The sequence below is a fragment of the Rhizobium sp. PEPV16 genome (assembly GCF_008919455.1).
In the GTDB taxonomy this organism is placed as follows: domain Bacteria; phylum Pseudomonadota; class Alphaproteobacteria; order Rhizobiales; family Rhizobiaceae; genus Rhizobium; species Rhizobium leguminosarum_Q.
In genome coordinates this window covers 30,104-53,111 of record NZ_VSZV01000350.1, presented here as the reverse complement: position 1 = coordinate 53,111, position 23,008 = coordinate 30,104, and the positions used below count along the sequence as shown (strand labels likewise).

General features: G+C 62.1%; 23 protein-coding genes. 13 read left to right on the top strand and 10 right to left on the bottom strand.

What is annotated here, in order from left to right:
• Positions 1-77: 77 nt before the first annotated feature.
• From cysN to FY112_RS30535, 3 genes are all read right to left on the bottom strand, one after another.
• The gene (cysN, locus tag FY112_RS30545) at positions 78-1,574 is read right to left on the bottom strand and encodes a sulfate adenylyltransferase subunit CysN (RefSeq protein ID WP_094086467.1); all 1,497 of its coding nucleotides are present in this window, start codon (positions 1,572-1,574) and stop codon (positions 78-80) included.
• A 1-nt stretch (position 1,575) separates the two neighbouring features.
• Positions 1,576-2,529, bottom strand: a complete 954-nt coding sequence (cysD, locus tag FY112_RS30540; protein ID WP_003546395.1) for a sulfate adenylyltransferase subunit CysD — start codon at positions 2,527-2,529, stop codon at positions 1,576-1,578.
• A gap of 114 nt (positions 2,530-2,643) precedes the next feature.
• Positions 2,644-3,384, bottom strand: coding sequence for a phosphoadenylyl-sulfate reductase (locus FY112_RS30535; protein ID WP_151520008.1), 741 nt, complete (start codon positions 3,382-3,384; stop codon positions 2,644-2,646).
• 419 nt (positions 3,385-3,803) lie between these two features.
• Between FY112_RS30535 and FY112_RS30530 the strand changes: the two genes are divergently transcribed.
• The 5 genes from FY112_RS30530 to FY112_RS30510 all read left to right on the top strand — a co-directional run bounded on the left by FY112_RS30530 (position 3,804) and on the right by FY112_RS30510 (position 6,037).
• Complete coding sequence (locus tag FY112_RS30530; RefSeq protein WP_027664993.1) at positions 3,804-4,250, top strand: Rrf2 family transcriptional regulator; 447 nt, start codon at positions 3,804-3,806, stop codon at positions 4,248-4,250.
• Between the two features lie 95 nt (positions 4,251-4,345).
• The gene (locus tag FY112_RS30525; RefSeq protein ID WP_131630546.1) at positions 4,346-4,732 is read left to right on the top strand and encodes a DUF6152 family protein; all 387 of its coding nucleotides are present in this window, start codon (positions 4,346-4,348) and stop codon (positions 4,730-4,732) included.
• Positions 4,733-4,754: 22 nt separating this feature from the next.
• Entirely contained in the window at positions 4,755-5,228 is a 474-nt protein-coding gene (locus FY112_RS30520) for a DUF6644 family protein (protein WP_017959516.1), read from the top strand.
• A 109-nt stretch (positions 5,229-5,337) separates the two neighbouring features.
• Entirely contained in the window at positions 5,338-5,625 is a 288-nt protein-coding gene (locus FY112_RS30515; RefSeq protein WP_131708496.1) for a type II toxin-antitoxin system HigB family toxin, read from the top strand.
• 4 nt (positions 5,626-5,629) lie between these two features.
• Positions 5,630-6,037, top strand: a complete 408-nt coding sequence (locus tag FY112_RS30510; protein WP_017959517.1) for a transcriptional regulator — start codon at positions 5,630-5,632, stop codon at positions 6,035-6,037.
• 443 nt (positions 6,038-6,480) lie between these two features.
• On the opposite strand, the gene FY112_RS30500 is transcribed toward FY112_RS30510, so the two are convergent.
• On the bottom strand, positions 6,481-7,020 hold the full coding sequence (locus FY112_RS30500; protein WP_017959518.1) for a MarR family winged helix-turn-helix transcriptional regulator: 540 nt from the start codon (positions 7,018-7,020) through the stop codon (positions 6,481-6,483).
• Between the two features lie 89 nt (positions 7,021-7,109).
• Here FY112_RS30500 and FY112_RS30495 point away from each other — a divergent pair, with 89 nt between their 5' ends.
• Together FY112_RS30495 and FY112_RS30490 are read left to right on the top strand one after the other, a co-directional pair.
• Positions 7,110-7,910, top strand: coding sequence for an SDR family oxidoreductase (locus tag FY112_RS30495; RefSeq protein WP_151520007.1), 801 nt, complete (start codon positions 7,110-7,112; stop codon positions 7,908-7,910).
• A gap of 94 nt (positions 7,911-8,004) precedes the next feature.
• Positions 8,005-9,102 carry an NADH:flavin oxidoreductase/NADH oxidase gene (locus FY112_RS30490; protein WP_131630563.1) on the top strand — a complete coding sequence of 366 codons (1,098 nt, stop codon included), beginning with the start codon at positions 8,005-8,007 and terminating at the stop codon, positions 9,100-9,102.
• A gap of 227 nt (positions 9,103-9,329) precedes the next feature.
• On the opposite strand, the gene betA is transcribed toward FY112_RS30490, so the two are convergent.
• From betA to betI, 3 genes are all read right to left on the bottom strand, one after another.
• Entirely contained in the window at positions 9,330-10,979 is a 1,650-nt protein-coding gene (gene betA, locus FY112_RS30485) for a choline dehydrogenase (protein WP_131630549.1), read from the bottom strand.
• Between the two features lie 230 nt (positions 10,980-11,209).
• Positions 11,210-12,673 (bottom strand): betaine-aldehyde dehydrogenase, encoded by a 1,464-nt coding sequence (betB, locus tag FY112_RS30480; RefSeq protein WP_094086463.1) that lies wholly within the window; start codon positions 12,671-12,673, stop codon positions 11,210-11,212.
• Positions 12,670-13,296, bottom strand: coding sequence for a transcriptional regulator BetI (gene betI, locus FY112_RS30475; RefSeq protein ID WP_131623952.1), 627 nt, complete (start codon positions 13,294-13,296; stop codon positions 12,670-12,672). The genes betB and betI overlap by 4 nt, the downstream gene beginning before the upstream one ends.
• A 154-nt stretch (positions 13,297-13,450) precedes the next feature.
• Between betI and FY112_RS30470 the strand changes: the two genes are divergently transcribed.
• From FY112_RS30470 to FY112_RS30455, 4 genes are all read left to right on the top strand, one after another.
• On the top strand, positions 13,451-13,999 hold the full coding sequence (locus FY112_RS30470; protein WP_017959524.1) for an HdeD family acid-resistance protein: 549 nt from the start codon (positions 13,451-13,453) through the stop codon (positions 13,997-13,999).
• 218 nt (positions 14,000-14,217) lie between these two features.
• Entirely contained in the window at positions 14,218-14,457 is a 240-nt protein-coding gene (locus FY112_RS30465; protein WP_017959525.1) for a type II toxin-antitoxin system ParD family antitoxin, read from the top strand.
• Between the two features lie 113 nt (positions 14,458-14,570).
• Entirely contained in the window at positions 14,571-16,448 is a 1,878-nt protein-coding gene (locus tag FY112_RS30460; RefSeq protein WP_151520006.1) for an EAL domain-containing protein, read from the top strand.
• A gap of 164 nt (positions 16,449-16,612) precedes the next feature.
• Positions 16,613-17,611 carry an NAD(P)H-quinone oxidoreductase gene (locus FY112_RS30455; protein WP_151520005.1) on the top strand — a complete coding sequence of 333 codons (999 nt, stop codon included), beginning with the start codon at positions 16,613-16,615 and terminating at the stop codon, positions 17,609-17,611.
• Between the two features lie 91 nt (positions 17,612-17,702).
• Here the strand turns inward: FY112_RS30455 and FY112_RS30450 are convergent, their stop codons facing one another.
• Positions 17,703-19,142, bottom strand: coding sequence for an MFS transporter (locus FY112_RS30450; RefSeq protein ID WP_151520004.1), 1,440 nt, complete (start codon positions 19,140-19,142; stop codon positions 17,703-17,705).
• 100 nt (positions 19,143-19,242) lie between these two features.
• On the opposite strand from FY112_RS30450, the gene FY112_RS30445 reads away from it, so the two are divergent.
• On the top strand, positions 19,243-19,866 hold the full coding sequence (locus tag FY112_RS30445; RefSeq protein WP_131630554.1) for a metalloregulator ArsR/SmtB family transcription factor: 624 nt from the start codon (positions 19,243-19,245) through the stop codon (positions 19,864-19,866).
• Between the two features lie 25 nt (positions 19,867-19,891).
• Here the strand turns inward: FY112_RS30445 and FY112_RS30440 are convergent, their stop codons facing one another.
• Entirely contained in the window at positions 19,892-21,103 is a 1,212-nt protein-coding gene (locus tag FY112_RS30440; protein ID WP_151520003.1) for an MFS transporter, read from the bottom strand.
• Positions 21,104-21,247: 144 nt separating this feature from the next.
• Positions 21,248-21,469, bottom strand: a complete 222-nt coding sequence (locus FY112_RS30435; RefSeq protein WP_231285186.1) for a hypothetical protein — start codon at positions 21,467-21,469, stop codon at positions 21,248-21,250.
• Positions 21,470-21,879: 410 nt separating this feature from the next.
• Between FY112_RS30435 and FY112_RS30425 the strand changes: the two genes are divergently transcribed.
• Positions 21,880-22,887 carry an asparaginase gene (locus FY112_RS30425; protein ID WP_077975900.1) on the top strand — a complete coding sequence of 336 codons (1,008 nt, stop codon included), beginning with the start codon at positions 21,880-21,882 and terminating at the stop codon, positions 22,885-22,887.
• Positions 22,888-23,008 lie beyond the last annotated feature (121 nt).

Sequence of the window (23,008 nt, the reverse complement as noted above, 5' to 3'; positions counted from 1 at the left end):
ACAGGGAATCCGCCAGCCCTGCAGCCAGTGGATTCGGCTGCGATGAGGGGCCAGTCTTGCTGGCCCCTTATCCCTTGTCAGATATCGCTCGCAGCGCTCGACCAGAGGTCGGCCGCTTCGGCTGCCGTCATGCGCCGTACTTCGGCTTCGTGGCTGCGGCTGGCGAAGAGTTCGCTCGCCATGATCTGCTCGGCAAGATCGGCCGGAAGCGAGAGGATGACGCGGGCTTCCCCATTGTGCAGGCCGCCGAGTTCCGTGCGCTTGCCGGTCACCATGCCGCCGGCGACCGTGTTGTTGGTCTCCGGATCGATCAGGATGAAGGAGCCGGAAAGCCGGTTCTGCTCATAGGGGTCGAAGATCGCCGCTTCGTCGAAGACGAGCCGGACTTTGCCGATGGCGTTCATGTAGAGCCGCTGGGCGGCGTTCCAGGTGCCGGTCTTCAGCTCCAGCTGGCTGAGCGGCTGCACCTGCACGCGCTGGCGGCGGCTGCCGCTCTTCAGCCAGTAGCGCTTGCCGGGCTCGATACCCTCAGGCTGCAAGGCAACGATCTGCGCGTCAAAGGCAAGGCCGACCTGCGGCTGGGCGTCGATCGAGACGATCATGTCGCCGCGCGCCACGTCGACCTGACGGTCGAGCACCAGGGTGATCGCATCGCCGGCAACGGCGGCGTTGCGGACGAGATCGAAAGTGACGATCTTGGAAACATTGGCGACCATGCCCGACGGCAGGATCATAACGCTGTCGCCCGGCTTGACTGAACCGCCGGCAACCGTGCCCTGATAGCCGCGGAAGCTTTCGCCGGGACGCGAGACGCGCTGGACGGAAAGGCGGAAGCCGACCGTCTGCGACGAGCGCACGGTGGCAAGCTCCAGCGTTTCCACCAGCGTCGGGCCGGTATACCAGGGCATGGCGGCCTGGCCGGAATAGACGACGTTTTCGCCCTTCAGCGCCGACATCGGAATGGCGGTGATCTGCTTGACGCCGAGCGACAGGGCAAATTCCCGGAAATCATGGCTGATCTTGTCGAAGCCGGCGCGGTCGTAGCCCGTCAGGTCGATCTTGTTGATCGCGAGCACGAACTGTTTGATGCCGAGCAGCGAGGCGATCGTCGCGTGACGGCGCGTCTGCTCGAGAATGCCGAAGCGGGCATCGACGAGCAGGATGGCGAGATCGGCGGTCGAGGCGCCGGTCGCCATGTTGCGGGTATATTGCTCGTGGCCGGGCGTGTCGGCGACGATGAAGGAGCGTTTGTCGGTCGAGAAATAGCGATAGGCGACATCGATGGTGATGCCCTGTTCGCGCTCGGCCTGCAGGCCGTCAAGCAGCAGCGCGAAGTCGGGCAGGCCGAGATCGTTCTGCTTGCCGGTGGAATCGCGCTGCAGGGTGGCGGCCTGGTCTTCCTTGACCGCCTTGGTGTCCCAGAGCAGGCGGCCGATCAGGGTCGACTTGCCGTCATCGACGCTGCCGCAGGTGATGAGGCGCAGCGGCCTGGTATCGCGCAGGGCCTTGAGCGGCTCGGCGGCGGGCAGGTTGACGACGGTTGCGGCCGAGACGGCGGTTTGGGCGGCGGTCATCTCAGAAATATCCTTCACGCTTCTTCTTTTCCATGGAGCCGGACTGGTCGCGATCGATGGCGCGGCCCTGGCGTTCGGACACCGTTGCAATTTCGAGTTCGGCAATCACCTCTTCGAGGGTGGTGGCCTGTGAGCGGATGGCGCCGGTCAGCGGAAAGTCGCCGAGGGTGCGGAAGCGGATCATGCCTTCCTGGCGGACTTCGCCGGGCAGCAGTTCCAGGCGCGGATCCTCGGCCAGGATCATCATGCCGTCGCGCTCCACGAACGGCCGCTTCTTGGCGTAATAGAGCGGCACCAGCGGAATGTCTTCGGCCTGAATGTAGCGCCAGATATCGACTTCGGTCCAGTTCGACAGCGGGAAGGCGCGCACGCTCTCGCCCTTGCGGATCATGCCGTTATAGATGTTCCAGAGTTCCGGCCGCTGGTTGCGCGGATCCCAGCGATGATCGGGCGTGCGGAAGGAATAGATCCGCTCCTTGGCGCGGCTGGCTTCCTCGTCGCGCCGCGCGCCGCCGAAAGCGGCGTCGAACTGGCCGGCATCAAGCGCTTGACGCAGCCCCTCGGTTTTCATGATGTCGGTGAAGGCGGCCGATCCATGCGTGAATGGCGTGATGTTTTCGGCCTTGCCGCGCGGATTGATGTGTTCGATCAGATCGAGATCGTACTTCTTCGCGGTCTCGTCGCGGAAGGCGATCATCTCGGAAAATTTCCAGCCGGTGTTCACATGCAACAGCGGGAAGGGCACCCGGCCGGGATAGAAGGCCTTGCGCGCCAGATGCAGCAGCACCGAGGAATCCTTGCCGATCGAATAGAGCATGACGGGACGCTCGAATTCGGCCGCAACCTCGCGGAAGATGTGGATGGATTCGTTTTCCAGCGCTTTCAGATGCGGGTCGAGCGGTGCCTTGGCGCTCTGCGGATTGCTGAGTTCCGTATCCGGACGGCTATCGGGCATGTCTTACTCCAGACTGTCGATCCTTTGCGGGTGCCCGCAAAGCAATTCCTTGGTGTTGACTTTCCCAAGGCTGCGGCGGTCGCCGCGCCCTGATTGGGAAAGCCGTGAGATGATTTACTGTGCGGCGATCGCTGCGGCCTCTTCGGCGACATGCAGGCCGCATTCGCGCGTCTCGTCCTGCTCCCACCACCAGCGGCCGGCGCGTTCCGGCTCGCCGGGCTTGATCGCCCGGGTGCAGGGTTCGCAGCCGATCGAGGGATAACCGCGAGCGTGCAGAGGATTGACCGGCACGCCGTTTGCGGAAACGAAGGCCTTGATCGCCTCCAGGTCCCAATCGGCGAGCGGATTGACCTTCAGCAGATGTCGTTCGGCGTCATATTCGGCAAAGGGCGTTTCGGCGCGGTTGGCCGATTGGCCGCGGCGCAGGCCGGTGATCCAGATCGCAGCACCTTCAAGGGCACGTGCAAGCGGCTTCAGCTTGCGCACGCCGCAACAGGCATGGCGGGCCTCGACGCTCTCGTAGAAACCGTTGAGGCCGTATTGCGCCGCATAGGCGTCGATATCGGCCTTTTGGGGCTCGAAACGATGGATATGGATGTCGTACTGGCTTTCGGTCTCGTCGATCAGCGACAGCGTCTCGGCAAAGAGCCGGCCGGTCTGCAGCGTCGCGATATCGATCGGCAGGCGGTGCGTGCCGATCTCGGCGGTGATCACCTGATCCTCGATGCCGAGTGACGTCGTGAACACCACGCGGCCGCCGAGGCCGGAGACCAGCGACAGACGTCCGGCAAGGTCGAGGCCTGCCAGTCGGTCGTTCAGCGCTTCGGCCTCTGCGATGGGATTGTTAACAGTCATGGGAATCCTGTCCTTTGTTGACGGGAGTATCGCAGTTCGCGCATGGATCGGACAGAAAAAGGGATTTCGAAAGCTGCGGCCGGAGGAGCAAATATCTCTCCCAAGCTGCCGCGATGCAGAAAAGCAGCCGCCTGCGGATGAAAATCCACATCGGCAGCTCGAATGCTATAGAAATAGTAGAGTTACACGCAGCCTGTCAATCCGAAATCTGAAGTGATGCCGAAAATGGTGCAGAAGACACGGTTTTGGGATAGATTAAGAGAGCTTGGCCGAGGGCGAAAAACAAGGCCAAAACTCTTGTCTCTCAAGGCTTTCTCCGGCGCGTTCAAATTCCGTTCATGCTGGTTGTGCCATAGAGGCAAAAGTACTTCCGTAGCGGTGCGAAGATTCGTGCCGCCTGTGTGTGTCGATGGTCAAAAATGATTACGCAAAAGGCGAAATATGCGCTGCGGGCGCTCACGGTCTTGGCTGATGCCGATGCCGACGAACCGGTGATGATTTCCGATATCGCGGCGCAGCAGAAGATCCCGAAGAAGTTCCTCGAACAGATCCTGCTCGACCTGAAACATCACGGCGTCGTTGCCAGCCGTCGCGGCAAGCAGGGCGGTTATCTCCTTCTCAAGCCTGCCCAAACCATTACCTTCGGCGAGATCCTGCGCATCATCGACGGCCCGATCGCGCCGCTTCCATGCCTGTCGATCACCGCCTATAGAAGGTGCGACGATTGCGACGGCGAACAGAACTGCCAGATCCGCCATGTCTTCGCCAAGGTCGCAGACGCCACCCGCAAGGTGCTGTTCTCCACCACCATCGCCGATGCCATCGCCCCAAAGCACAGCGCCGAAGTCACTCGACTGCTGGCTTGAGCATACGCCCGCCTCTTGCTTCAAGATTTGGTGAAATCCCTTTTCTTCCAGTCGGGATGCTCCACCTGCCTGCTCATGCTGGTAGGGAGAATATCATGTTTGGAATTTCAGCACAGCGGATCGTGGCTGCGGCCATATTCTCGGCGGCCCTCGCGACAGGCGCGGCCGCTCATCACGGCTGGTCGTGGGCCGAGGCGGATCAGATCGAGCTGCGCGGCACCATCGAGAAGATCTCCATGGGCGGACCACATCCGACGCTCGACGTTGCCACCGCCGATGACGGCGTCTGGCTCGTCGAACTCGGTAATCCACGCCAGACGGAACGCTCCGGTTTCGTCGAAGGTGTGGCCAAGCCCGGCGACCAGGTGGTGGCCCTTGGAAACCGTTCGCAGGATGCAAAAGAGAAGCGGCTGAAGGCCGTGCGCCTCACCATCGGCGAGAAGCGCTACGATATCTATCCCGACCGCATCAAGACGAACTGACCTCTGGGCGAACTGACCTGTCGTGATGGACACCCTCGAATGGCTGTCGGCTACCACGCCTGCGCTCGCGCTCCGGCGCTCCGGAACGCTCTACATGTTCGTCAACGCCGCCCATATTCTGGCGATCGGCCTTTTGGTCGGCGCCATCCTGCCGCTTGATCTGAGGCTCGCCGGCTTCTTCCGCAAGGTGCCGGTTGAGATCCTCGCGCCGTTTCTGTCGCGCGCCGCCGGCGTCGGCCTGGTCGCGGCTATTGTCACCGGCTTCTGCCTGTTCAGCGTCCGGGCGATCGAATATGCCGGCAATCCCGCCTTCCTCGCCAAGCTTTGCCTGGTCGCCCTCGGCCTTCTCAACCTGTCGATCGTGCATCTCGGGCGAGGCTGGAAAACGGCGGTGTCGACGGGTATCGTCCGGCCCGGCCTGCGCTTCTCCGCCGCCCTGTCGGCCGCGATCTGGATCGCCGCCGTGATCGCCGGACGGTGGATCGGATTTCTCTGAGGCAAAGACCCGGTTGCTGGTCTTCGATCTCATCCATAGCAACTTGCTATAATCAGATAGTTGCGCTAGATTGCAGCCATAGCAAAATGCGATACACGATTCCGGATTTATGCACGTCATCACACAGAAAAAGATCTGGGAGGCGAAAGACCGATGGCCTCAAACAGCCAATGCCCTGGATACTTGGTATCGACTGATGAAGTCGTCGGAGCCGACAGACTTCGCCGACATGAAATCACTGTTTCCGGCAATAGACAAAGTCGGGCAGCACCACGTGTTCGACATAGGCGGCAACAAGCTGCGCTTGATCGCGGTGGTGCACTACAAATTTAGGAAGGTCTATATTCAGCGGATTATGGATCATGCCGAATACGACAAAGGAGCATGGAAGGATTAGGCCGATGAGCGCACTTGTAAAACTGGTAAGCGAGCACTGGACGTATGTGGCTCCTCTTCTTGCCATGCCGGCCAACGAAGCTGAGTATGATCATCTCGTGAAGCAACTTGACGAGATTCTCGCTGAAGTGGGCGACAATGAGGACCATCCTTTGGCGTTGCTTGCGTCTCGCATGGCGGACCTTGTTGAGGCCTATGACGAGCAAAACCGCCCAATGCCTCCGGTGACTGGCGCCGATGCACTCCGTTATGTCATGGAGGAGCGCAGCCTTGGCCAGTCCGAACTGCCGGAAGTGGGCGCTCAGTCCGTCGTGTCTGAGATTTTGAGCGGGAAGCGACAAATCAATGTTCGACAAGCCCGCGCGCTGAGTGAGCGATTTCTGATACCGGCATCCGTATTTCTATCGCTCTGACGATAGACATTCCCGACGACCAGCGACGACCGGTCGGTGGCAGTGCTGCCCAATAGCTCTCTACGCTTCAGCGGTCGCTGACGGCCGCGCGGGTTGACCCGCGGCTCCTGGTTCGAACGCGCCAGCGGGTGTCTGCCGAGGACATGGTCGGCCGCCTTCTCTCCGGTCATGATCGAGGGGCCGTTCAGGTTGGCGTAGGTGAGGTGCGGGAAGATCGAGCTGTCGGCGACGCGCACCCCGCCCAAAGGCTCGCGCGGCACGGCGGCTTCAACATGCTTGTTAGAATTCGTCGCCCGAATCGTCTGCCGCGTCCATCCCACGGCCGGCCCGCCTGCTTCAATTTTCCAAGGAGGTCTTTTGATGTCGGAAAGGCATCGTAGAGCGCGACGAGCTGCACTTTGATGCACTGAGCGGGTCTCTCCCCGAGCTTCAGGTCAAGGCGGTCAGCCTCTCAGCATGCGACGAGCTTCATAAGCTTCCAGGAACTCCGGAGAGGCGACGTCATCGGCGAGCGCGCGAAGCGCAGCTGCGGAAGGACCCAGCACCACCTCAACGCGCTGATTGGCATCGGCCCACAGGGCCAATGCCTCGTGCAGGCGTTGCTCGCCGGACGTCGTCAGCATTGCGTGCTTCGTCCGGCCATCATGTTCGTCAGGCATAAGCTCGATCAGTCCGTCCCGGACGAGCGGGCGAAGGGCGTGGGTCAAAGCGGAAATGCTGACGGCAAGGCGCTCGGCGAGCAATAGCAAGGTTGGCCATCCATGGCTGCCCTCATGCAACGCTGCTATCTGGGTCAGAAGCCCGACCTGGGTCGCCTTCAGGCCGGTTGGCGCCACCGCGTCATCATAGATCTGCCCCAACCGCCGTGACGCGCGCCGGAGGGCGGTGTTTGTGCACACGAGTTCGGCCAGGAGCTCCGGCGGGGTTAGCCTGCCCGCGCGCAACTCCTCCCCTGGATCGCCAATCGAAAGTTTCTTGCCCATCCAATTAAAATAGTTGAGGGCTCATCCATTGACAAGACGACATCGCGACCATACGTAAACTTGAGCACTCAACCAAATAGGATTTTGACATGTCTGCATCATCGCGCAAGCCCGTCGCCCTCGTCACCGGCGCCTCCGCTGGCATCGGCGCCATCTATGCGGCGCGCCTCGCCGAAAGGGGCTGTGATCTCATCCTCGTCGCCCGGCGGGCCGATCGTCTGAAGGCGCTCTCGGACAAGCTCGGCGCTGCCCACGGCACGAAAGTCGAGGTCGTGGAAGCCGACCTAACGAAAGACCCCGACGTCACCCGCGTCGAAAAGGTGTTGAAGGAAAATTCAGCGATCACGCTCCTGGTCAACAACGCCGGCAACTCGACCTTGGCTCCGGTCGCCAAGACCGCTGAGGAAGATGCGGCCGCGATGATCGCACTCAATGTCACTGCGCTCACGCGGCTGACGCACGCCATTCTGCCTGCATTCCTCAGCCGCAACCACGGCGCGATCATCAACGTCGCTTCGGTCTTGTCCTTTCATGCCCTGCCGATCAGCGCGATCTACAGCGGCACCAAGGGCTATGTGATGAACTTCAGCCGGGGTCTGCAGCAGGAATTGGCTGAGACCAATGTCCGCCTGCAACTCGTCATGCCGGCGGCCACGGCGACCGAACTCTGGGATTTGTCGGGCGTACCGCTGGCGTCGCTCAACCAGGCGACCGTCATGACGTCCGAAAACCTGGTCGACGCCGCCCTGGCCGGTTTCGACAAGGGCGAAGATATCACGCTGCCATCCGTTGCCGACGCCAGTCTGTGGGACAAGTTCGACCAAGCCCGATCCACACTGTTCGCCGCGACGCAGACCGGTGAACCTGCGCCCCGTTACCGCGCCGTCTAGACACCCCGAAGGATCGAGCGCACGGATTAACCCGTACGCCAGCGGCGTCGGCAGATCCGTGCGGTTGATCGAACTTCATTTTAAGGAGCTTCCGTTGCCCAGCTTGTTCGACCAATTCACGCTGAAAGGCGTCATCCTCCGAAACCGCATCGCGGTATCTCCCATGTGCCAATATTCCGCGATTGATGGCGTTCCGAACGACTGGCACGCCGCCCATCTCACAAGCTTGGCGCGCGGTGGTGCTGGCCTTGTCAACGTCGAAGCCACGGCTGTCTCTCCGGAGGGGCGGATCACGCCGGGCTGCACCGGTCTTTGGAATGATGTCCAGGCCGAGGCCTTCGGGCCGATCGTCGCCAGCATCGAAAAGGCGGGCGCGGTTGCAGGGATCCAGATCGGCCACGCCGGCCGCAAGGCCAGTGCAAACCGTCCTTGGGAAGGCGACGATCATATCGCCGATAGCGACTCGCGCGGCTGGGAAACCATCGCACCGTCCGCCATCGCGTTCGGCGGCGGCTTGGCGAAAGTGCCGTGCGCCATGACGAAGGCCGACATAGATCGCGTCCGCGGCGATTTTGTCGCTGCAGCGATCCGCGCGCGCGACATCGGATTCCGCTGGCTCGTGCTGCATTTTGCTCACGGCTATCTCGGCCAGAGCTTCTTCTCGCCGCATTCGAACCAGCGCGACGACGAATATGGCGGCAGCGCCGATAACCGTGGACGCTTTCTCCTCGAGACGCTGGCGGCGGTTCGTGAAGTCTGGCCCGAGGATCGTCCGCTGACGGCTCGCTTCGGCGTCATCGAGTTTGACGGTCGCGACCAGGAAACCCTGCGGGACGCGATCAATCTAATCGGCAAATTCAAGGAGGCCGGCCTCGACTTCATCGACGTCAGCCTCGGCTTCTCAACCCCGGCCGCCAATATTCCCTGGGGTCCAGGGTTCATCGCGCCTTACGCCGATCAAGTCCGCAAGGCCACTGGCCTCCCCGGTGCCGCAAGTTGGAACATCACTCAGCCGGAGCAAGCGGACGAACTCATCCGAAGCGGGCAGCTTGACCTGGTTATGATCGGCAAAGCGATGCTCGCCAATCCGCATTGGCCCTACGAAGCCGCGCGCAAGCTCGGTGTCGAGCGTCCGTCCTGGACATTGCCTGCCCCTTACGCACATTGGCTCGCATCCTACCGCACTGCCTGAGTGATCGGGGCTCTCGAACAGCGTTGAGGGCCCTGTCTCCTGGCATTAAAAAACGAACCCGGCCCGCTGATTCATGCTTTCGATATCGCAGACATCGCGCCTTACATCAGACGGGTCGGGCCGTGACGGCGATCATTCTGGCGAACGCCTCGGTCGCTGGCTTTCACCGCGTCCGCCGAAGCGGTCACCTGCATGGGCGGACAAGGTAACGTCGGACGGCTCGCTTCTTATCGATCGCTGACGGCCGCGCGTGGGTTGACCCATGGCTCCCGGTTCGAGCGTGCCAGCGGCTGTTTGCCGAGAATATGGTCGGCCGCCTTCTCGCCGGTCATGATCGATGGTCCGTTCAGGTTGCCATAGGTGACGTGCGGGAAGATCGAGCTGTCGGCGACGCGCAGGCCATCGATGCCGATCACCCGCGTTTGCGGATCGACCACCGCCATCGGATCGTCCTTGGCGCCCATCCGGCAGGTGCCGCAAGGGTGATAGGCGCTTTCCAGATGTTCGCGCAGGAAGGCGTCGATCTCATCGTCGCTTTGCACGCCTTCACCCGGCTGGATCTCCGGCCCGCGATAGTCGTTGAAGGCGCTCTGACCGAAGATTTCACGGGTGAGGCGCACGCAGTGGCGGAATTTCTCCCAATCCTCCGGATGGCTCATATAGTTGAAGCGCAGCACCGGATCGGCCTTGGGGTCGGCCGAGCGCAAGCTCACGCTGCCGCGCGATTTCGACAGGTTATAACCGACATGAACCTGGAAGCCGTGGCTTTTTGCCGCCGCCTTGCCGTCATAGCTGATCGCCACCGGCAGGAAATGATACTGGATGTCAGGTTGCTTCAGTCCCGGCGCCGAGCGCAGGAAAGCGCAGGCCTCGAACTGGTTGGAGGCGCCGAGCCCGCCGCGCGAGAGCAGCCATTGTGCGCCCGCCACCCCCTGCCAGAACCACGGCAGCCAAGAATAGAGCGACACCGGCTTGGTGCTGACCTGCTGAAAGTAGAATTCCATATGGTCCTGCAGGTTGGCGCCAACGCCCGGCCGGTCTGCCTTGACCGCAATGCCCATGTCCTGCAGATGTTGGCCGGGACCGACGCCCGACAGCATCAAGAGCTTCGGCGAATTGAAGGAGGAGGCCGAGACGATCACCTCGCGGTTCGCCTTCACTACCTCAATCCTGCCGTTGCGTTCGATCTCGACGCCGGTCGCCCGCCCGTCCTCGATCACGATCCTCTGCGCAAAGCCGTAGATGATCCTGACATTGTCACGCTTCAGCGCCGGTTTCAGATAGGCATTGGCGGCAGACCAGCGGCGGCCGCCGAAGATGGTCTGCTCCATCAGACCGAAGCCTTCCTGCTTGCTGCCGTTATAATCTTCCGTCGTCTCGAAGCCCGCCTGTTTGCCGGCCTCGATGAAGGCTTGGAAGAGCGGATTGGTGAAACCGCCGCGCTGGACATGGAGCGGCCCGTCGGTACCGCGCCAGCCTTCTTCGCCGCCATGCGAATGTTCCATCCGCTTGAAATACGGAAGCACGTCGGCATAGGCCCAGCCGCTGGCGCCGAGCTCTTCCCAGCGGTTGAAGTCCTCGGCATGGCCGCGCACATAGACCATGCCGTTGATCGAGGAGGAGCCGCCGATCACCTTGCCGCGCGGCGCGGTGATGCGCCGGTTGTTGAGGTTCGCCTCCGGTTCGGACAGATAACCCCAATTATAGCGCTTCATGCTCATCGGCCAGGCAAGGGCAGCCGGCATCTGGATGAACGGCCCAAAATCGCTGCCGCCCGCCTCGATGATGATGACGCTGTTCTTGCCGTCTTCCGACAAGCGGTAGGCGAGGGCGGAGCCGGCGGAGCCCGAGCCGATGATGACGAAATCTGCTTGCATAGTCTTGTTCCCCTCGAGCTGCCATCATCCGGCTGCGTCTTGTTTTCCCAGAGCCTGCCCCTCATCCGCCTGCCGGCACCTTCTCCCCGTAAACGGGGCGAAGGGACATGCCGCACCGGCTTCCCCCAACCTCGACGCTGCGTATGCCACGTCCCCGCGAGCGGGGGTCCGGAGGACGGGTCGAGACGAGTGGCTCGACCCCGTTAGGGTGAGGGGCAACCAGATATTCTTCAATAAGGCGCCACCACCGGCCCCATGCCCACGTAGACCGTCTTCAGTTCGGAATAATGCTCCAGCGCGGCCAGCGAATTCTCGCGGCCGAAGCCGGATTGTTTCGAGCCGCCGAAGGGGATTTCCACCGGGCAGAGATTATAGGTGTTGATCCACAGCGTGCCCGCTTCCAGCCGGTCGACGACACGGTGGGCGCGGGTGAGGTCGGCGGTGAAGACGCCGCCGGAAAGGCCGAATACGCTGGCATTGGCGCGGGCAATCACTTCGTCCTCGGCGTCGAAATCGAGCACTGACATGACCGGCCCGAAGATCTCCTCGCGGGCGATGGCCATGTCGTCGGTGACATCGGCAAACACCGTCGGCTGCACGTAATAGCCTTCGCCGGAGACATTGTTCGGAATGCCGCCGCCGGCAATGAGTGTCGCGCCCTCGGCCTTGCCCTTCTCGATGTAGGAGATCACCTTCTCGCGTTGCGCCCAGGAGACCATCGGCCCGACCTGCGTCGCCTCGTCCAGCGGGTCGCCGATCAACATCGCCTCGGTGCGCACCTTCAGCCGCTTGAGGAATTCGTCCTTGATCGCCTTCTGCACGAAGACACGCGTGCCGTTCGAGCAGACCTGGCCGGTCGAATAGAAATTGCCGAGCATCGCGCCCCCGACCGCCGAATCGAGATCGGCATCGTCGAAAACAATGAGCGGCGACTTGCCGCCGAGCTCCATCGTCACATGCTTGAGGTTGCCGGCGGCAGCCGCCGCCACCCTGCGCCCGGTCGGCACCGAGCCGGTCAGCGACACCTTGGCGACGTCGGGATGGTTGACGAGCAGCGGGCCGGTGTCGCGGTCGCCCTGGATCACATTGAAGAGCCCCTTCGGCAGTCCTGCCTCATGCAGGATCTCGGCGATCTTCAGCGCCCCGAGCGGCGTGTTTTCGGAGGGTTTGAACACCATGGCATTGCCGCAGACAAGCGCCGGCGCAGCTTTCCAGCACGCGATCTGCTGCGGATAGTTCCAGGCGCCGATGCCGACGCAGACGCCGAGCGGCACCCGCTTGGTATAGGCAAAATCCTGGCCGAGCGGGATCTGCGAACCGTTGAGACCGGCCGGCGCAATACCGCCGAAGAATTCGAAGGCATCGGCACCCGAGGTCGGGTCGGCGACAACAGTCTCCTGGATCGGCTTGCCGGTATCGAGCGTTTCCAGTTCGGACAGCGCCCGGTTTCTCTCGCGCATGATGTCGGCTGCCCGTTTCAGGATGCGCCCACGCGCCATCGGGCTCATCGCCGCCCATTCCGGCTGGGCGCGTTTGGCGGCGGCGATCGCCCTTTCGACGATTGCAGGCGTTGCGGCATGCAGCCGGGCGATCACCTCGCCGGTCGCGGGATAGAGGCTCTCGATGACGGTGCCGTCGGTATCCTCGACATATTCGCCGTCGATGAAGTGCGAGGCTTTCGGCTGGGCTTTCATGTCATTTGTCCTTGGGTGGTTCGATGTGGTCGTCCCTTCTCCCTCCGGGGAGAAGGGGAGGCGGTGGCCAAAAGCGCATTCAGATAGTCTTCCGTCAGCGCGATCGAGGCTTCAATGCCGATCGGCGCGGATTTCAAACTTTGCCTGATATAGAGCCCGTCGATCATCGCCGCAGCGCCTTCGGCGATGCGTTCTGCGGCGTCATCTGGCAACAGCACTTTCAGATTGGCCAGCAGATTGGAGCGCAGCCGCCGCGCATAGATCACCAGGAAGCGCCGCGTCTCTTCCGAGCGCTGCGCTTCGGCGTAAAAGGCAAGCCAGGCGGCAATCGTCTCTGGCGCGAACTGATCGGCGTGGAAGCTGACACGGATGACGGCCGAAAGTCGCGCCCGCGGCGTCCTGGCGGCCTTAAGTGCCGCCACCGTATCGCTGCGCAACTGTCGGAGAAGCGAGCGGATCGTCTCGATCAGCAATTGTTCCTTGCTGCCGAAATAATGATGCGCCAGGGCTGGCGACACGCCGGCCTGCCGGGCAATGTCGGACATGGTGACGGCAAGCGAGCCGTGATCGCCGATCACCCGCAGCGCCGCATCGACAAGCGCCTTGCGGCGTACCGGCTCCATTCCGACCTTCGGCAACAGACCACTCCTTTGAAATCAGCGACAGGTTATTTTTGATTGACTGATCAATCAATAAAAATCTTTGCCGATTTGCTCGAACGCAGATCTTTCCCTCCCGAATTGCTGCAGCATATTCGAATCTGTCAGGAGGTGCGTCATGGCCGATGTCTTCGAGGGAACGCCGACATCTTCGCTGCAGTCGAAATGGATCTGGTTTGCCGGCCTCGGCGTGCTGCTGCTCGTCTGCGGTCTGATCGCGCTCGGCAATCTGATGCTCGCCACCGTCGTCTCTGTCTATTATGTCGGCATGTTGATGCTGTTCGGCGGCGTGATCTATCTCGTCCATGCCTTCCAGGTGCGCGGCTGGGATCACGTGCTGTTCTGGATACTGAGTGGCCTGCTTTATGTGCTTGCCGGCATCTGCGCCTTCGTCAATCCGATCCTGACTTCGGCGGCGCTGACGCTGTTTCTGTCGCTGGCACTCGTCGTCGCCGGCGTCTTCCGCACCTGGGTCGGCATGCGCATGAAGCCCACCAAGGGCTGGCGCTGGATCGTCGCTAGCGGCGTCATCACCGCTCTTGCGGGTTTCGTCATCGCGCTCGGCTGGCCGGTGAATAGCTTGTGGATCCTTGGCCTGTTCCTGGCCGCCGATCTCATCGTCCAGGGCTCGACGATGATTGCCTTCGGCATTGGCATCCGCAGTTGAAACTGATGCCGCTGACCGTTCTTTTTTGACAAGACCCGTTCTTTTTTGACAAGACTAGGACAGGGGATTAGACTTAAGGGGTTACGGACCAATCCCAGCACACGGATGGTCCGATGTGCGAATGCACCAAGGCACCGGCGAAATCGCCGAGAATGCTAAAAATGGTCATGCGTCCCCCAGAGGCAGGGTTCTGCCTGATCAGAAAAGGGAGGAAGTTCATGCCGATGGTCACCGTTTCCATCTCTCCGCAACAGGCAGCGGGGATCCGCGCCGCCGTCGATAATGGCGGTTATGCCTCGAGCAGCGAGGTCGTCCGCGAGGCGCTCCGTCTTTGGGATAGCACCCGCAAGCTCAATGAGTTCCGGGACGATATTCTTGACGACGGCACTCCATCCGGCGGCAGATGCGTCGCCGACATGTTCGCCGATCACGAGGCGGAGCGCCGTCGCTCCGCCTGAACAAGCATTTGATTGCATTGGAAAAATTGAATAAACCCGGAGCGGGCATCGGTGCTCTGCGCCTTTCATAAAACTTTCATATTGGCGAAAGACTTCATTGATCCTTCTGCGGCATGTTCCTGGCGAAAAAGAACAAGTCACAGTGGAGATCAACCCCAATGAAGACCGGCCACGTGAAGACTGGGGTGTCCTTGGCTGCCACCGTCGCGCCGGATGTCCTGCGCCGCTATGCCAGCGATCAGATCGTAACCCTTGCCAAGCTTGTGGTCGAGAATGCCTTCCAGCCGATCGTCGAGGCCGGCACCGGCACGGTTTTCGGCTACGAATCCCTGATGCGCGGCCAGGATCGCATCGGCTACGAGACGCCGGTCGACATTCTCGACGAGGCGCACCAGGCCGGCCAGCTGCTGCAGCTAGAACAGATGGTCGCCAGCCGCGCCCTTGCCAAATTCGCGACGCTGTCGAATTTCTCCACCTCGACGCTGTTCCTCAATCTGGATGTCCGGCTCATTCCACATGGCGAAAGCCTGGTCGAGACCCTGCTGCAACACCTGCGCAAGGCCAATATTCCGCCATCCTCCGTCTGCTTCGAATTCTCCGAACGTTTCGATAATACCAGCGTGCCGGAATTTTCCGGCCTGGTTTCCAGGCTGCGGAAGGCCGGTTTCAAGCTGGCGATCGACGATTTCGGCGTTGGTCACGGCGAGATGAAGCTGCTCTGCGATTACGCCGTCGATTATCTCAAGATCGACCGCCATTTCGTCGCCGAGATCGATCGCAGCCCGCGCAAGCGCCATCTGTTGAAGAGCATCGTCAACATCGCCCATGTGCTCGGCACGCGCGTCATCGCCGAAGGCATCGAGACCGAGGCCGAATTCATCGCCTGCCGCGAATATGGCGTCGACCTCGTCCAGGGCTGGTTCATCTCCCGCCCGACGACGCATATATCGGAGCTGGCGCCGTCCTTTCCGCATCTGCAGGAGCTCGGCAAGAGCAAGCGGGGCAGCCAGTCGCTCGACGAAATCCTCATCCGCAAGCAGATCGAGCTGCTGCCGACGGTCTACGAGAACGACAGCATCGACAGCGTCTTCGAACTCTTCCGCCGCAATCCGCGCCAGGCCTACTTTCCCGTCCTCAACGCCAATGACGAGCCGCGCGGCATCATTCACGAGCATCATCTCAAGGAATATATCTACCAGCCCTTCGGCCGCGATCTCCTGAAGAACAAAATGTATGAGCGCAGCATCTCGCATTTCGTCGAGATGGCGCCGATCGTCGGCCTCGACAGCGACGCCGAGCATCTGATGGCGATCTTCGCCAATATGGAAGGCAGCAACTGCCTGATCCTGACCGACAATATGCGCTATGCCGGCGTCGTCTCCGCCGCCTCGCTGATCAAGGTCATCAACGAGAAACAGCTGAAGACCGCACAGGACCAGAACCCACTGACCGGCCTGCCGGGCAATCGCGCCATCCGCGATTTCATGCGTCAGTCCGGCCGCGACGGCGATGAGCTCCGCCACTTCTGCTATTGCGACTTCGACAATTTCAAGCCTTTCAACGATGCCTACGGCTTCCATCTCGGCGACCACGCGATCTCGCTGTTTGCCGCGCTGATGCGCCGCTACTTCTTCGCCGAGCGCCATTTCCTCGGCCATGTCGGCGGCGACGATTTCTTCATCGGCATCGTCGGCTGGACCAAGGAGGAACTGACGGAGATCCTCGACCGGCTGATCAGCGATTTCCACGACGACGTGCGGGATTTCTATTCCGACGAGGATCGCGCCGCCGGCCGCATCCTCGGTCACGACCGCACCGGCGCCGAAGCTTTGTTCCCGCTGATGCGTTGCTCGATCGGCGTCATCGAACTGCCGGAGGGCCTCGTCATCGACGATATCAACCGCGTCAGCGCCGAAATCGCCATCATCAAGTCGGCCGCCAAGGACAGCGAGGAAGGCCTGGTCTTCCATCTGCTGGGCGAGGCGAATTGACGCCTCTGCCACATCAAGCCTTCCCAATCCTGCGGGGCTGATTTATTTCCTGTGTCCAGCGATTAGAGCAATTCCCAGCAAAAGTGCGAAGCGGTTTTGCGTCCGGGATTGCGTCAAAGCAAAAAGGTAGAGCGGTTCTCAGCCGCTCTAGGGAGGAGCCGGTCATGCCTTTGCCTCAGGATATGCGTTTCGTCGATCTGCCGTCCTTCGGCGGACCGGAGGTGATGGCGATTGGCAGGCGTCCGCTTCCTGTGCCCGGCGACGGAGAGGTCCTGGTGCGCGCCGAGGCGATCGGCGTCAACCGCCCCGATATTGCCCAGCGCCAGGGCAGCTATCCCCCACCTAAGGATGCGAGCCCGATCCTCGGCCTGGAATTGTCGGGCGAAATCGTTGCCGTCGGCTCGGGCGTCAGCGGCCATGCCGTCGGCGACAAGGTCTGCGGCCTCGCCAATGGTGGCGCCTACGCCGAGTATTGCCTGCTGCCGGCGGGTCAGATCCTGCCCTTTCCCAAGGGCTATGACGCGGTGAAGGCGGCAGCTTTGCCTGAGACCTTCTTCACCGTCTGGGCCAATCTCTTCCAGATGGCCGGGTTGACGGAAGGCGAGACGGTGCTGATCCATGGCGGTTCCAGCGGCATCGGCACGACGGCAATCCAGCTCGCCCGCGCCTTCGGCGCCGAGGTCTACGCGACGGCGGGCTCGAAGGAGAAATGCGAGGCCTGCGAGCGGCTCGGCGCCAAGCGCGCGATCAACTACAGGACCGAGGATTTCGCCGAGGTGATCAAGGCCGAGACCGGCCAGGGCGTCGATATCATCCTCGACATGATCGGCGCATCCTATTTCGAGCGCAACATCGCCTCGCTGGCGAAGGACGGCTGCCTGTCGATCATCGCCTTCCTCGGCGGCGCCGTCGCCGACAAGGTCAATCTCTCACCGATCATGGTCAAGCGCCTGACGGTCACCGGCTCCACCATGCGCCCGCGCACGGCGGAAGAAAAACGCGCCATCCGTGACGACCTGCTCTCCGAGGTCTGGCCGCTGCTGGAAGCCGGGACAGTCGCCCCCGTCATCCACAAGGTCTTTGCCTTCGAAGATGTCGTCGAAGCCCACCAGCTGCTGGAAGAGGGCAGCCATGTCGGCAAGATCATGCTGCGCGTCGGCTAAAGCAATTCCAGCAAAAGTGTGCAACGGTTTTGCCAGGCAAAGCGAAGCGCTTTTGCCGGGAATTGCGCCAAAACAAAGAGATAGAGCGTCCTTAGCGCGTCCCGTCGGACGCGCGGCGCTCTAGCGTTAGCGAGATGCCGACCGCGAGAACACCGGGCAGCGCCATCAGCAGATAGAGCCAGTGCGCCGCCGACAGCGCGCCTGATATGCCGCCGGGATGAACGAGGCCGGCGCCATTGGCGATGACGCCGGCAAAGGCGGCCCCGAACGCCCCACCGAGCGAACTCATCGTCGGGATGGCGGCAGAAGCCTTGTCCTTCTCGTTGTCGGCGACGAGTTTCAGCACCATGGCGACGAGATGCGCCCAGCCGAGACCGATGCCGAAGCCCATCATGAACATGCCGATCGCCGCCGGCACGATGACGAGCATATGCCCCTCGGGATTGTCCCTGGCGAGGAAGACGGCGAGGCAAGCAGTCGCCGCCGCCTCGATGAGGGCGCCGATGACGATTGCCCAGTAGGCTCGGCCGCCGGTCCACGAGCCGCTGAGGAAGGCCGCGAAGGTCCAGCCGAGGGCGACGAGCGCCACGAGATAGCCCGAGACGATCGCCGGCACCCCATGCAAGGTTTGCAGGAAATAGGGAATGAAGACGTCGCTGACGAGAACGACGGTCATGGCGAGCATCGCCAGGTAGACCCGTGAAATCGGCTGGGAAAGGTTGACGGCGCCGGAGGGCAGCAGGCGGTTCGGGCTTCGGCCCTCGATGATGATCATGCTGGCGACCGCGACGACCGAAGCGGCGATCAGCGCGACCTTGGTGGCTGTCGTCTCGATCGCGCCGGCCGTGCTGACCATCAGGACGGCGGCAAGCAGCAGCCCGATCTGGGCAATCGGCGTCTTTGCCTGCTCGCGGTCGTCCTCGACCTCTGGCAACAGCCGCGGCGCCAGGAGCGCCATCAGCAGGCCGAGCGGCACGAGCACGATGAATGCGTAGCGCCAGGCGTGGCCGGATGAAAAGAAGCCGCCGAACGTCGGCCCGATGACGGTCGCCACACCCCAGATCGCCGCATAGAGCGTCGAGGCTTTTGGCCATAGCGGCTCGGGATAAACGAAGCGGATGAAGGCATAACCGAGCGCGGCAAGCGCGCCTGTTCCGAGACCCTGCACCGCACGTCCGATCAGCACCACCGGCATCGACGGCGCGGCTGCGGCAATCAGGCTGCCGACGCCGAAGACCAGCGCCGCGATCACATAGACGGATCGAAGTCCGATGCCGCGCGGCCGCATGGCGACGAAGATCGAGCCGAGTACGGCCGCGGCGACGAACAGGCTGGTGACCCAGGAAAACAGCGCGAGGCCGCCGATATCCCGCACGATCGAGGGCGCGATCGTCGCCATGATGTAAGTCTCCACCGCATAAAGCGTCACGCCGCCTGCCAGCATCAGCGTTGCCGGCAGGTGCTCGGGCGCAAAGAGGTGGAAGACGGAGCTGGGGCTGGGGATGGTTGCTGTCTGGTCGATATTCGACATGGGAGGCCTGGAGATTTTTGCTGGCGAAGGACTATTTTCCAAGTTATAAATTGGAAAATTACACGCCGTTTCGAATTAAACAAGACTTGACTTGGAAATTATGCGCCAGTCCCCAGCCAACCGGATCCTGATCCTGATAAAAACCGACGGGCCACAGCTCGCCGCCGCGATCGGCGATGCGCTCGGCATATCAGGCGAAGCCGCCCGCCAGCAGCTTTCGAAGATGGCGGAGGAGGGGCTGGTGGAACCGGTCACCCTTGCCGGCGCGGGCCGTGGCCGGCCGCGCCAGCTCTGGCACCTCACAGCCAGCGGCAACCGCCAGTTCCCGGATGGCCATGCCGAGTTGACGGCAAATCTCCTCGGCACGCTCGTCGAACAGCTCGGCCCCGCAGCCCTCGATACCGTCATCTCCGCCCGCGAGGCCGAGACGCTGCAGCGCTATCGGCAGGAACTCGGCAATGCCGACAACCTTGCCTCGCGCGTCGCGGCTCTTGCCGGCATTCGCACCCGCGAGGGCTATATGGCTGATCACTGGCAGGAGGCCGACGGCGCCTTCATGCTGGTCGAAAACCATTGCCCGATCTGCGCCGCCGCCACCGCCTGCGTCGGCTTCTGCCGCTCCGAACTCGAAACCTTCCGCGCCGTCCTCGACGCCGAGGTCGAACGCAGCGAACACATCCTCGCCGGCGCCCGCCGTTGTGCCTATCGCATCACGCCGCATTGACGCCTGTCGATCGGAGCGCCGCATTTCACGCCGGTTGCCGCGCCTGCCGCCTGCTGCTTTCGAGATAGAGCAGCACGCCGATTGATGCGAGACCCGCGGCCGCGCCGACGAAGGCAGTGCCGGAATAATCGGTGATCGCGGTGCCGAAGGCGAAGAGGCCGGCGCTGACGCCAACCCCAATGAACGTGTTCAGCGAGATCAACGAGGTTCCGAGCCCCGGCCGGTCCGCGATCAGGTCCTGCAGATAGGTGATCGGCACGCTGAGGATCGCTGCCGCCCCGCAGGCATTGAAGAGGAGGAGTGCATAGACGTGCCAGGGTGCGGAAGCAAAGCCGAGCAGCAGGAGATAGACGCAATAGATCAGCGCGCCGAAGGCGAGCACATGCACGGTTTTGAAGCGGCGCTGTGCAAAACCCCACATCATCATGAATGGCATCTCGAGCAAGGCCGTCAAGCCTGCCATGAAGCCGACATCGACCACGGTGCCGCCGGCCGAATGGGTGATGATCAGCGGCAGGAGCATGCTGTTCAACCGCTGCAGACCGAACAGCATCGCCATGACGATGACGCGCGACAGCACATGCGGCACGAAAATCCGTTTCAGCGAAGCAAAGAAGCCGACTGGGTCGGGGGCAGGGCCGCCGGCGCCATTTCCGGGTGCGAAGAAGAAATACAGGCAGAAGCAGGTGCAGCTTGCCAATGCCGCGATCCCATAGGCCGGCGTCATCGACGGCGAACTGACGAGATAGAGGCCGATCAATCCCGGCGCCAGCGCCCATGAGCCGGAAAAGAGCGCCCGCACCATTGCGGTGATCGCCGCCCCCTGGCCGCGGTCCATCTGGTTGGTCCTGGCGCGCAGGCTGGCAAACAGCAGCGAATAGGTGGAATTGCTCATCGGCACCAGCAACAGCGTGGAGAAGATGAAGACCGCGGGGCTATGAATGAGCGCGATCGATCCGAAGCCGAGCATGCCGGCGACGGAAAGCCCCAGCACCAGCGGCCGGCGCTCCTTCAGCCTGTCCGACCAGATGCCGAGTGTCAGGCTCGTCGTGACGTTGACGATCGAAGAGAAGAACACCAGTGCCGAATAGGCGCCGTTGCTCAAGCCGAGTTCGTTGATTCCGATGATCGACTGGTAGGGCGCGGTCGACGCATAGGTGAAGGCGAGCGCGACGAGGGTCACGGTTGGGATGCGGATCCTGTTGTCGCGAAGGATCAAGGAAAAGGTGGATGGCATGGGGAGTGGTTCCTGATGCCCCACTCTTAGCCGCATCGAACCCATCAGAGAAACGATAGTTTTCGATCGCCTCGGTCAATTTATGTGATCGATATTTGGACGATGTGATCGCGGTCGAGCCCGCAGCGCGGCCGAGCGCCGAACTCAGAATTTCGCGACCAAACCTGAGAGCCAGAAGTCGATTTGCCCGAAGGGAAGCACCTTTCCCAAAAATCCGACCAGAGCTGACGTGCTGACGATCAGCGCTAGCCCCAGAAGTGTTCCGAGTATTATTCCAACGCTCGCCTTTGCCGGCCGGCGTGCCAGCCAAGACGCCAGAGCCAAAGAGACAATCGTCAAAAATGCCAACAATATGGACTCGGTCATAGACAGGCCTGCTTGCAAAACAATCCCTTGGGATGTGAACCCGGCTGCACGATAGCGTCCCGATGCGTCCAAACTCAAGGCCTAGGATGGCGGAGGTTGCGGCGCGACCCGCAGGAGGCGCAATTCCGGTGACTTCGCTGTACTTGCTCCAGAGGCTCACCCCGCCCTCCGTCTTCCTCGGGCTTGACCCGAGGATCTACGCCGGCCTCCACCGGCAGCGGGTATGGATCCTCGGCTCAAGGCAGAGGAGGACGGAATATGCGGTGACGTCCAGCCACAGATAGAGCCGGTGCACTAGCAGCAGGCACCCGCGGAGCCGCCTAAACCCTGGCAAAACGTCAACCCCGTTGGCTTTCCCCGCGTGACGCGTTATGGACTGCGCTATCCCGCCAGCATCCGGATAAAAGCTCATGACCAATCCCGTCACCGTCGAAGTCACCCGCGGCCTGCTCGTCGAAAGTCGCCATCGCGGCGCGGTGGCTGTGGTCGATGGCGATGGCAAGCTTGTCTTCTCGCTGGGCGACATCGAGGCCGCGGTCTTCCCGCGCTCGTCCTGCAAGGCGATGCAGGCGCTGCCGCTGGTCGAGAGTGGTGCTGCAGATGCCTATGGCTTCGGCGACAAGGAATTGGCGCTTGCCTGCGCTTCGCATAATGGCGAGGAGGAGCATGTGGCGCTTGCCGCTTCCATGTTGTCGCGCGCCGGTCGCGATGCGCAAGCGCTGGAATGCGGCGCCCACTGGTCGATGAGCCAGAAGATTCTGATCCAGCAGGCCCGCACGCTCGAAGCGCCGACCGCGCTGCACAACAATTGCTCGGGAAAACATGCCGGCTTCATCTGCGCCTGCTGCCATCAGGACGTCGATCCGACGGGCTATGTCGGCACCCATCACCCGCTGCAGATCGAGATCCGTGCGGCGATGGAAAGCCTCACGGGAGCCGTGATTGGCGCCGATAGCTGCGGCACCGATGGCTGCTCCATTCCGACCTATGCCGTGCCGCTCAGGAGCCTTGCCCACGGTTTCGCCAAGATGGCGACCGGTACCGGCCTCGAACCCCTGCGCGCCAAGGCATCCCGCCGGCTGATCGAGGCCTGCATGGCCGAGCCTTTCTATGTCGCCGGTTCCGGCCGCGCCTGCACCAAGCTGATGCAGATCGCCCCAGGCCGCATCTTCGTCAAGACAGGCGCCGAGGGCGTCTTCTGCGCCGCGATCCCGGAAAAGGGCATCGCCATCGCACTCAAATGCGAGGATGGCATGACCCGCGCCGCCGAAGCCATGGTGGCGGCGACACTCGCCCGGTTCTTCGAGACGGAAGATGAGGTGCATGCGGCGCTGATGGCCTATGCCGCAACGCCGATGCGCAACTGGAACGGCATCCATGTCGGCGATGTCAGGGTCACCTCCGCCTTGGCCGGGTGAATGCGAGTTTGCATACATAAGTTATTATAAAAATAAGAATTGACTAATATAAAAGGGTACGTCCTGCGATCGCGGATGCACCCTTTCGCGGCGACGTGAGCACAGTCCTGGGAGCCGTGAG

What these genes read in the sequence shown, in the direction of transcription:
- FY112_RS30530 (WP_027664993.1), top strand. Translation starts at nt 3,804, where the DNA reads ATGATTACGCAAAAGGCGAAATATGCGCTGCGGGCGCTCACGGTCTTG.
- cysN (WP_094086467.1), bottom strand. Translation starts at nt 1,574, where the DNA reads ATGACCGCCGCCCAAACCGCCGTCTCGGCCGCAACCGTCGTCAACCTG.
- FY112_RS30510 (WP_017959517.1), top strand. Translation starts at nt 5,630, where the DNA reads ATGAGCGCACTTGTAAAACTGGTAAGCGAGCACTGGACGTATGTGGCT.
- FY112_RS30500 (WP_017959518.1), bottom strand. Translation starts at nt 7,020, where the DNA reads ATGGGCAAGAAACTTTCGATTGGCGATCCAGGGGAGGAGTTGCGCGCG.
- FY112_RS30460 (WP_151520006.1), top strand. Translation starts at nt 14,571, where the DNA reads ATGTTCCTGGCGAAAAAGAACAAGTCACAGTGGAGATCAACCCCAATG.
- FY112_RS30465 (WP_017959525.1), top strand. Translation starts at nt 14,218, where the DNA reads ATGCCGATGGTCACCGTTTCCATCTCTCCGCAACAGGCAGCGGGGATC.
- betA (WP_131630549.1), bottom strand. Translation starts at nt 10,979, where the DNA reads ATGCAAGCAGATTTCGTCATCATCGGCTCGGGCTCCGCCGGCTCCGCC.
- FY112_RS30425 (WP_077975900.1), top strand. Translation starts at nt 21,880, where the DNA reads ATGACCAATCCCGTCACCGTCGAAGTCACCCGCGGCCTGCTCGTCGAA.
- FY112_RS30525 (WP_131630546.1), top strand. Translation starts at nt 4,346, where the DNA reads ATGTTTGGAATTTCAGCACAGCGGATCGTGGCTGCGGCCATATTCTCG.
- FY112_RS30535 (WP_151520008.1), bottom strand. Translation starts at nt 3,384, where the DNA reads ATGACTGTTAACAATCCCATCGCAGAGGCCGAAGCGCTGAACGACCGA.
- FY112_RS30455 (WP_151520005.1), top strand. Translation starts at nt 16,613, where the DNA reads ATGCCTTTGCCTCAGGATATGCGTTTCGTCGATCTGCCGTCCTTCGGC.
- FY112_RS30445 (WP_131630554.1), top strand. Translation starts at nt 19,243, where the DNA reads ATGCGCCAGTCCCCAGCCAACCGGATCCTGATCCTGATAAAAACCGAC.
- FY112_RS30495 (WP_151520007.1), top strand. Translation starts at nt 7,110, where the DNA reads ATGTCTGCATCATCGCGCAAGCCCGTCGCCCTCGTCACCGGCGCCTCC.
- FY112_RS30450 (WP_151520004.1), bottom strand. Translation starts at nt 19,142, where the DNA reads ATGTCGAATATCGACCAGACAGCAACCATCCCCAGCCCCAGCTCCGTC.
- FY112_RS30515 (WP_131708496.1), top strand. Translation starts at nt 5,338, where the DNA reads ATGCACGTCATCACACAGAAAAAGATCTGGGAGGCGAAAGACCGATGG.
- FY112_RS30435 (WP_231285186.1), bottom strand. Translation starts at nt 21,469, where the DNA reads ATGACCGAGTCCATATTGTTGGCATTTTTGACGATTGTCTCTTTGGCT.
- FY112_RS30470 (WP_017959524.1), top strand. Translation starts at nt 13,451, where the DNA reads ATGGCCGATGTCTTCGAGGGAACGCCGACATCTTCGCTGCAGTCGAAA.
- betB (WP_094086463.1), bottom strand. Translation starts at nt 12,673, where the DNA reads ATGAAAGCCCAGCCGAAAGCCTCGCACTTCATCGACGGCGAATATGTC.
- betI (WP_131623952.1), bottom strand. Translation starts at nt 13,296, where the DNA reads ATGGAGCCGGTACGCCGCAAGGCGCTTGTCGATGCGGCGCTGCGGGTG.
- FY112_RS30440 (WP_151520003.1), bottom strand. Translation starts at nt 21,103, where the DNA reads ATGCCATCCACCTTTTCCTTGATCCTTCGCGACAACAGGATCCGCATC.
- cysD (WP_003546395.1), bottom strand. Translation starts at nt 2,529, where the DNA reads ATGCCCGATAGCCGTCCGGATACGGAACTCAGCAATCCGCAGAGCGCC.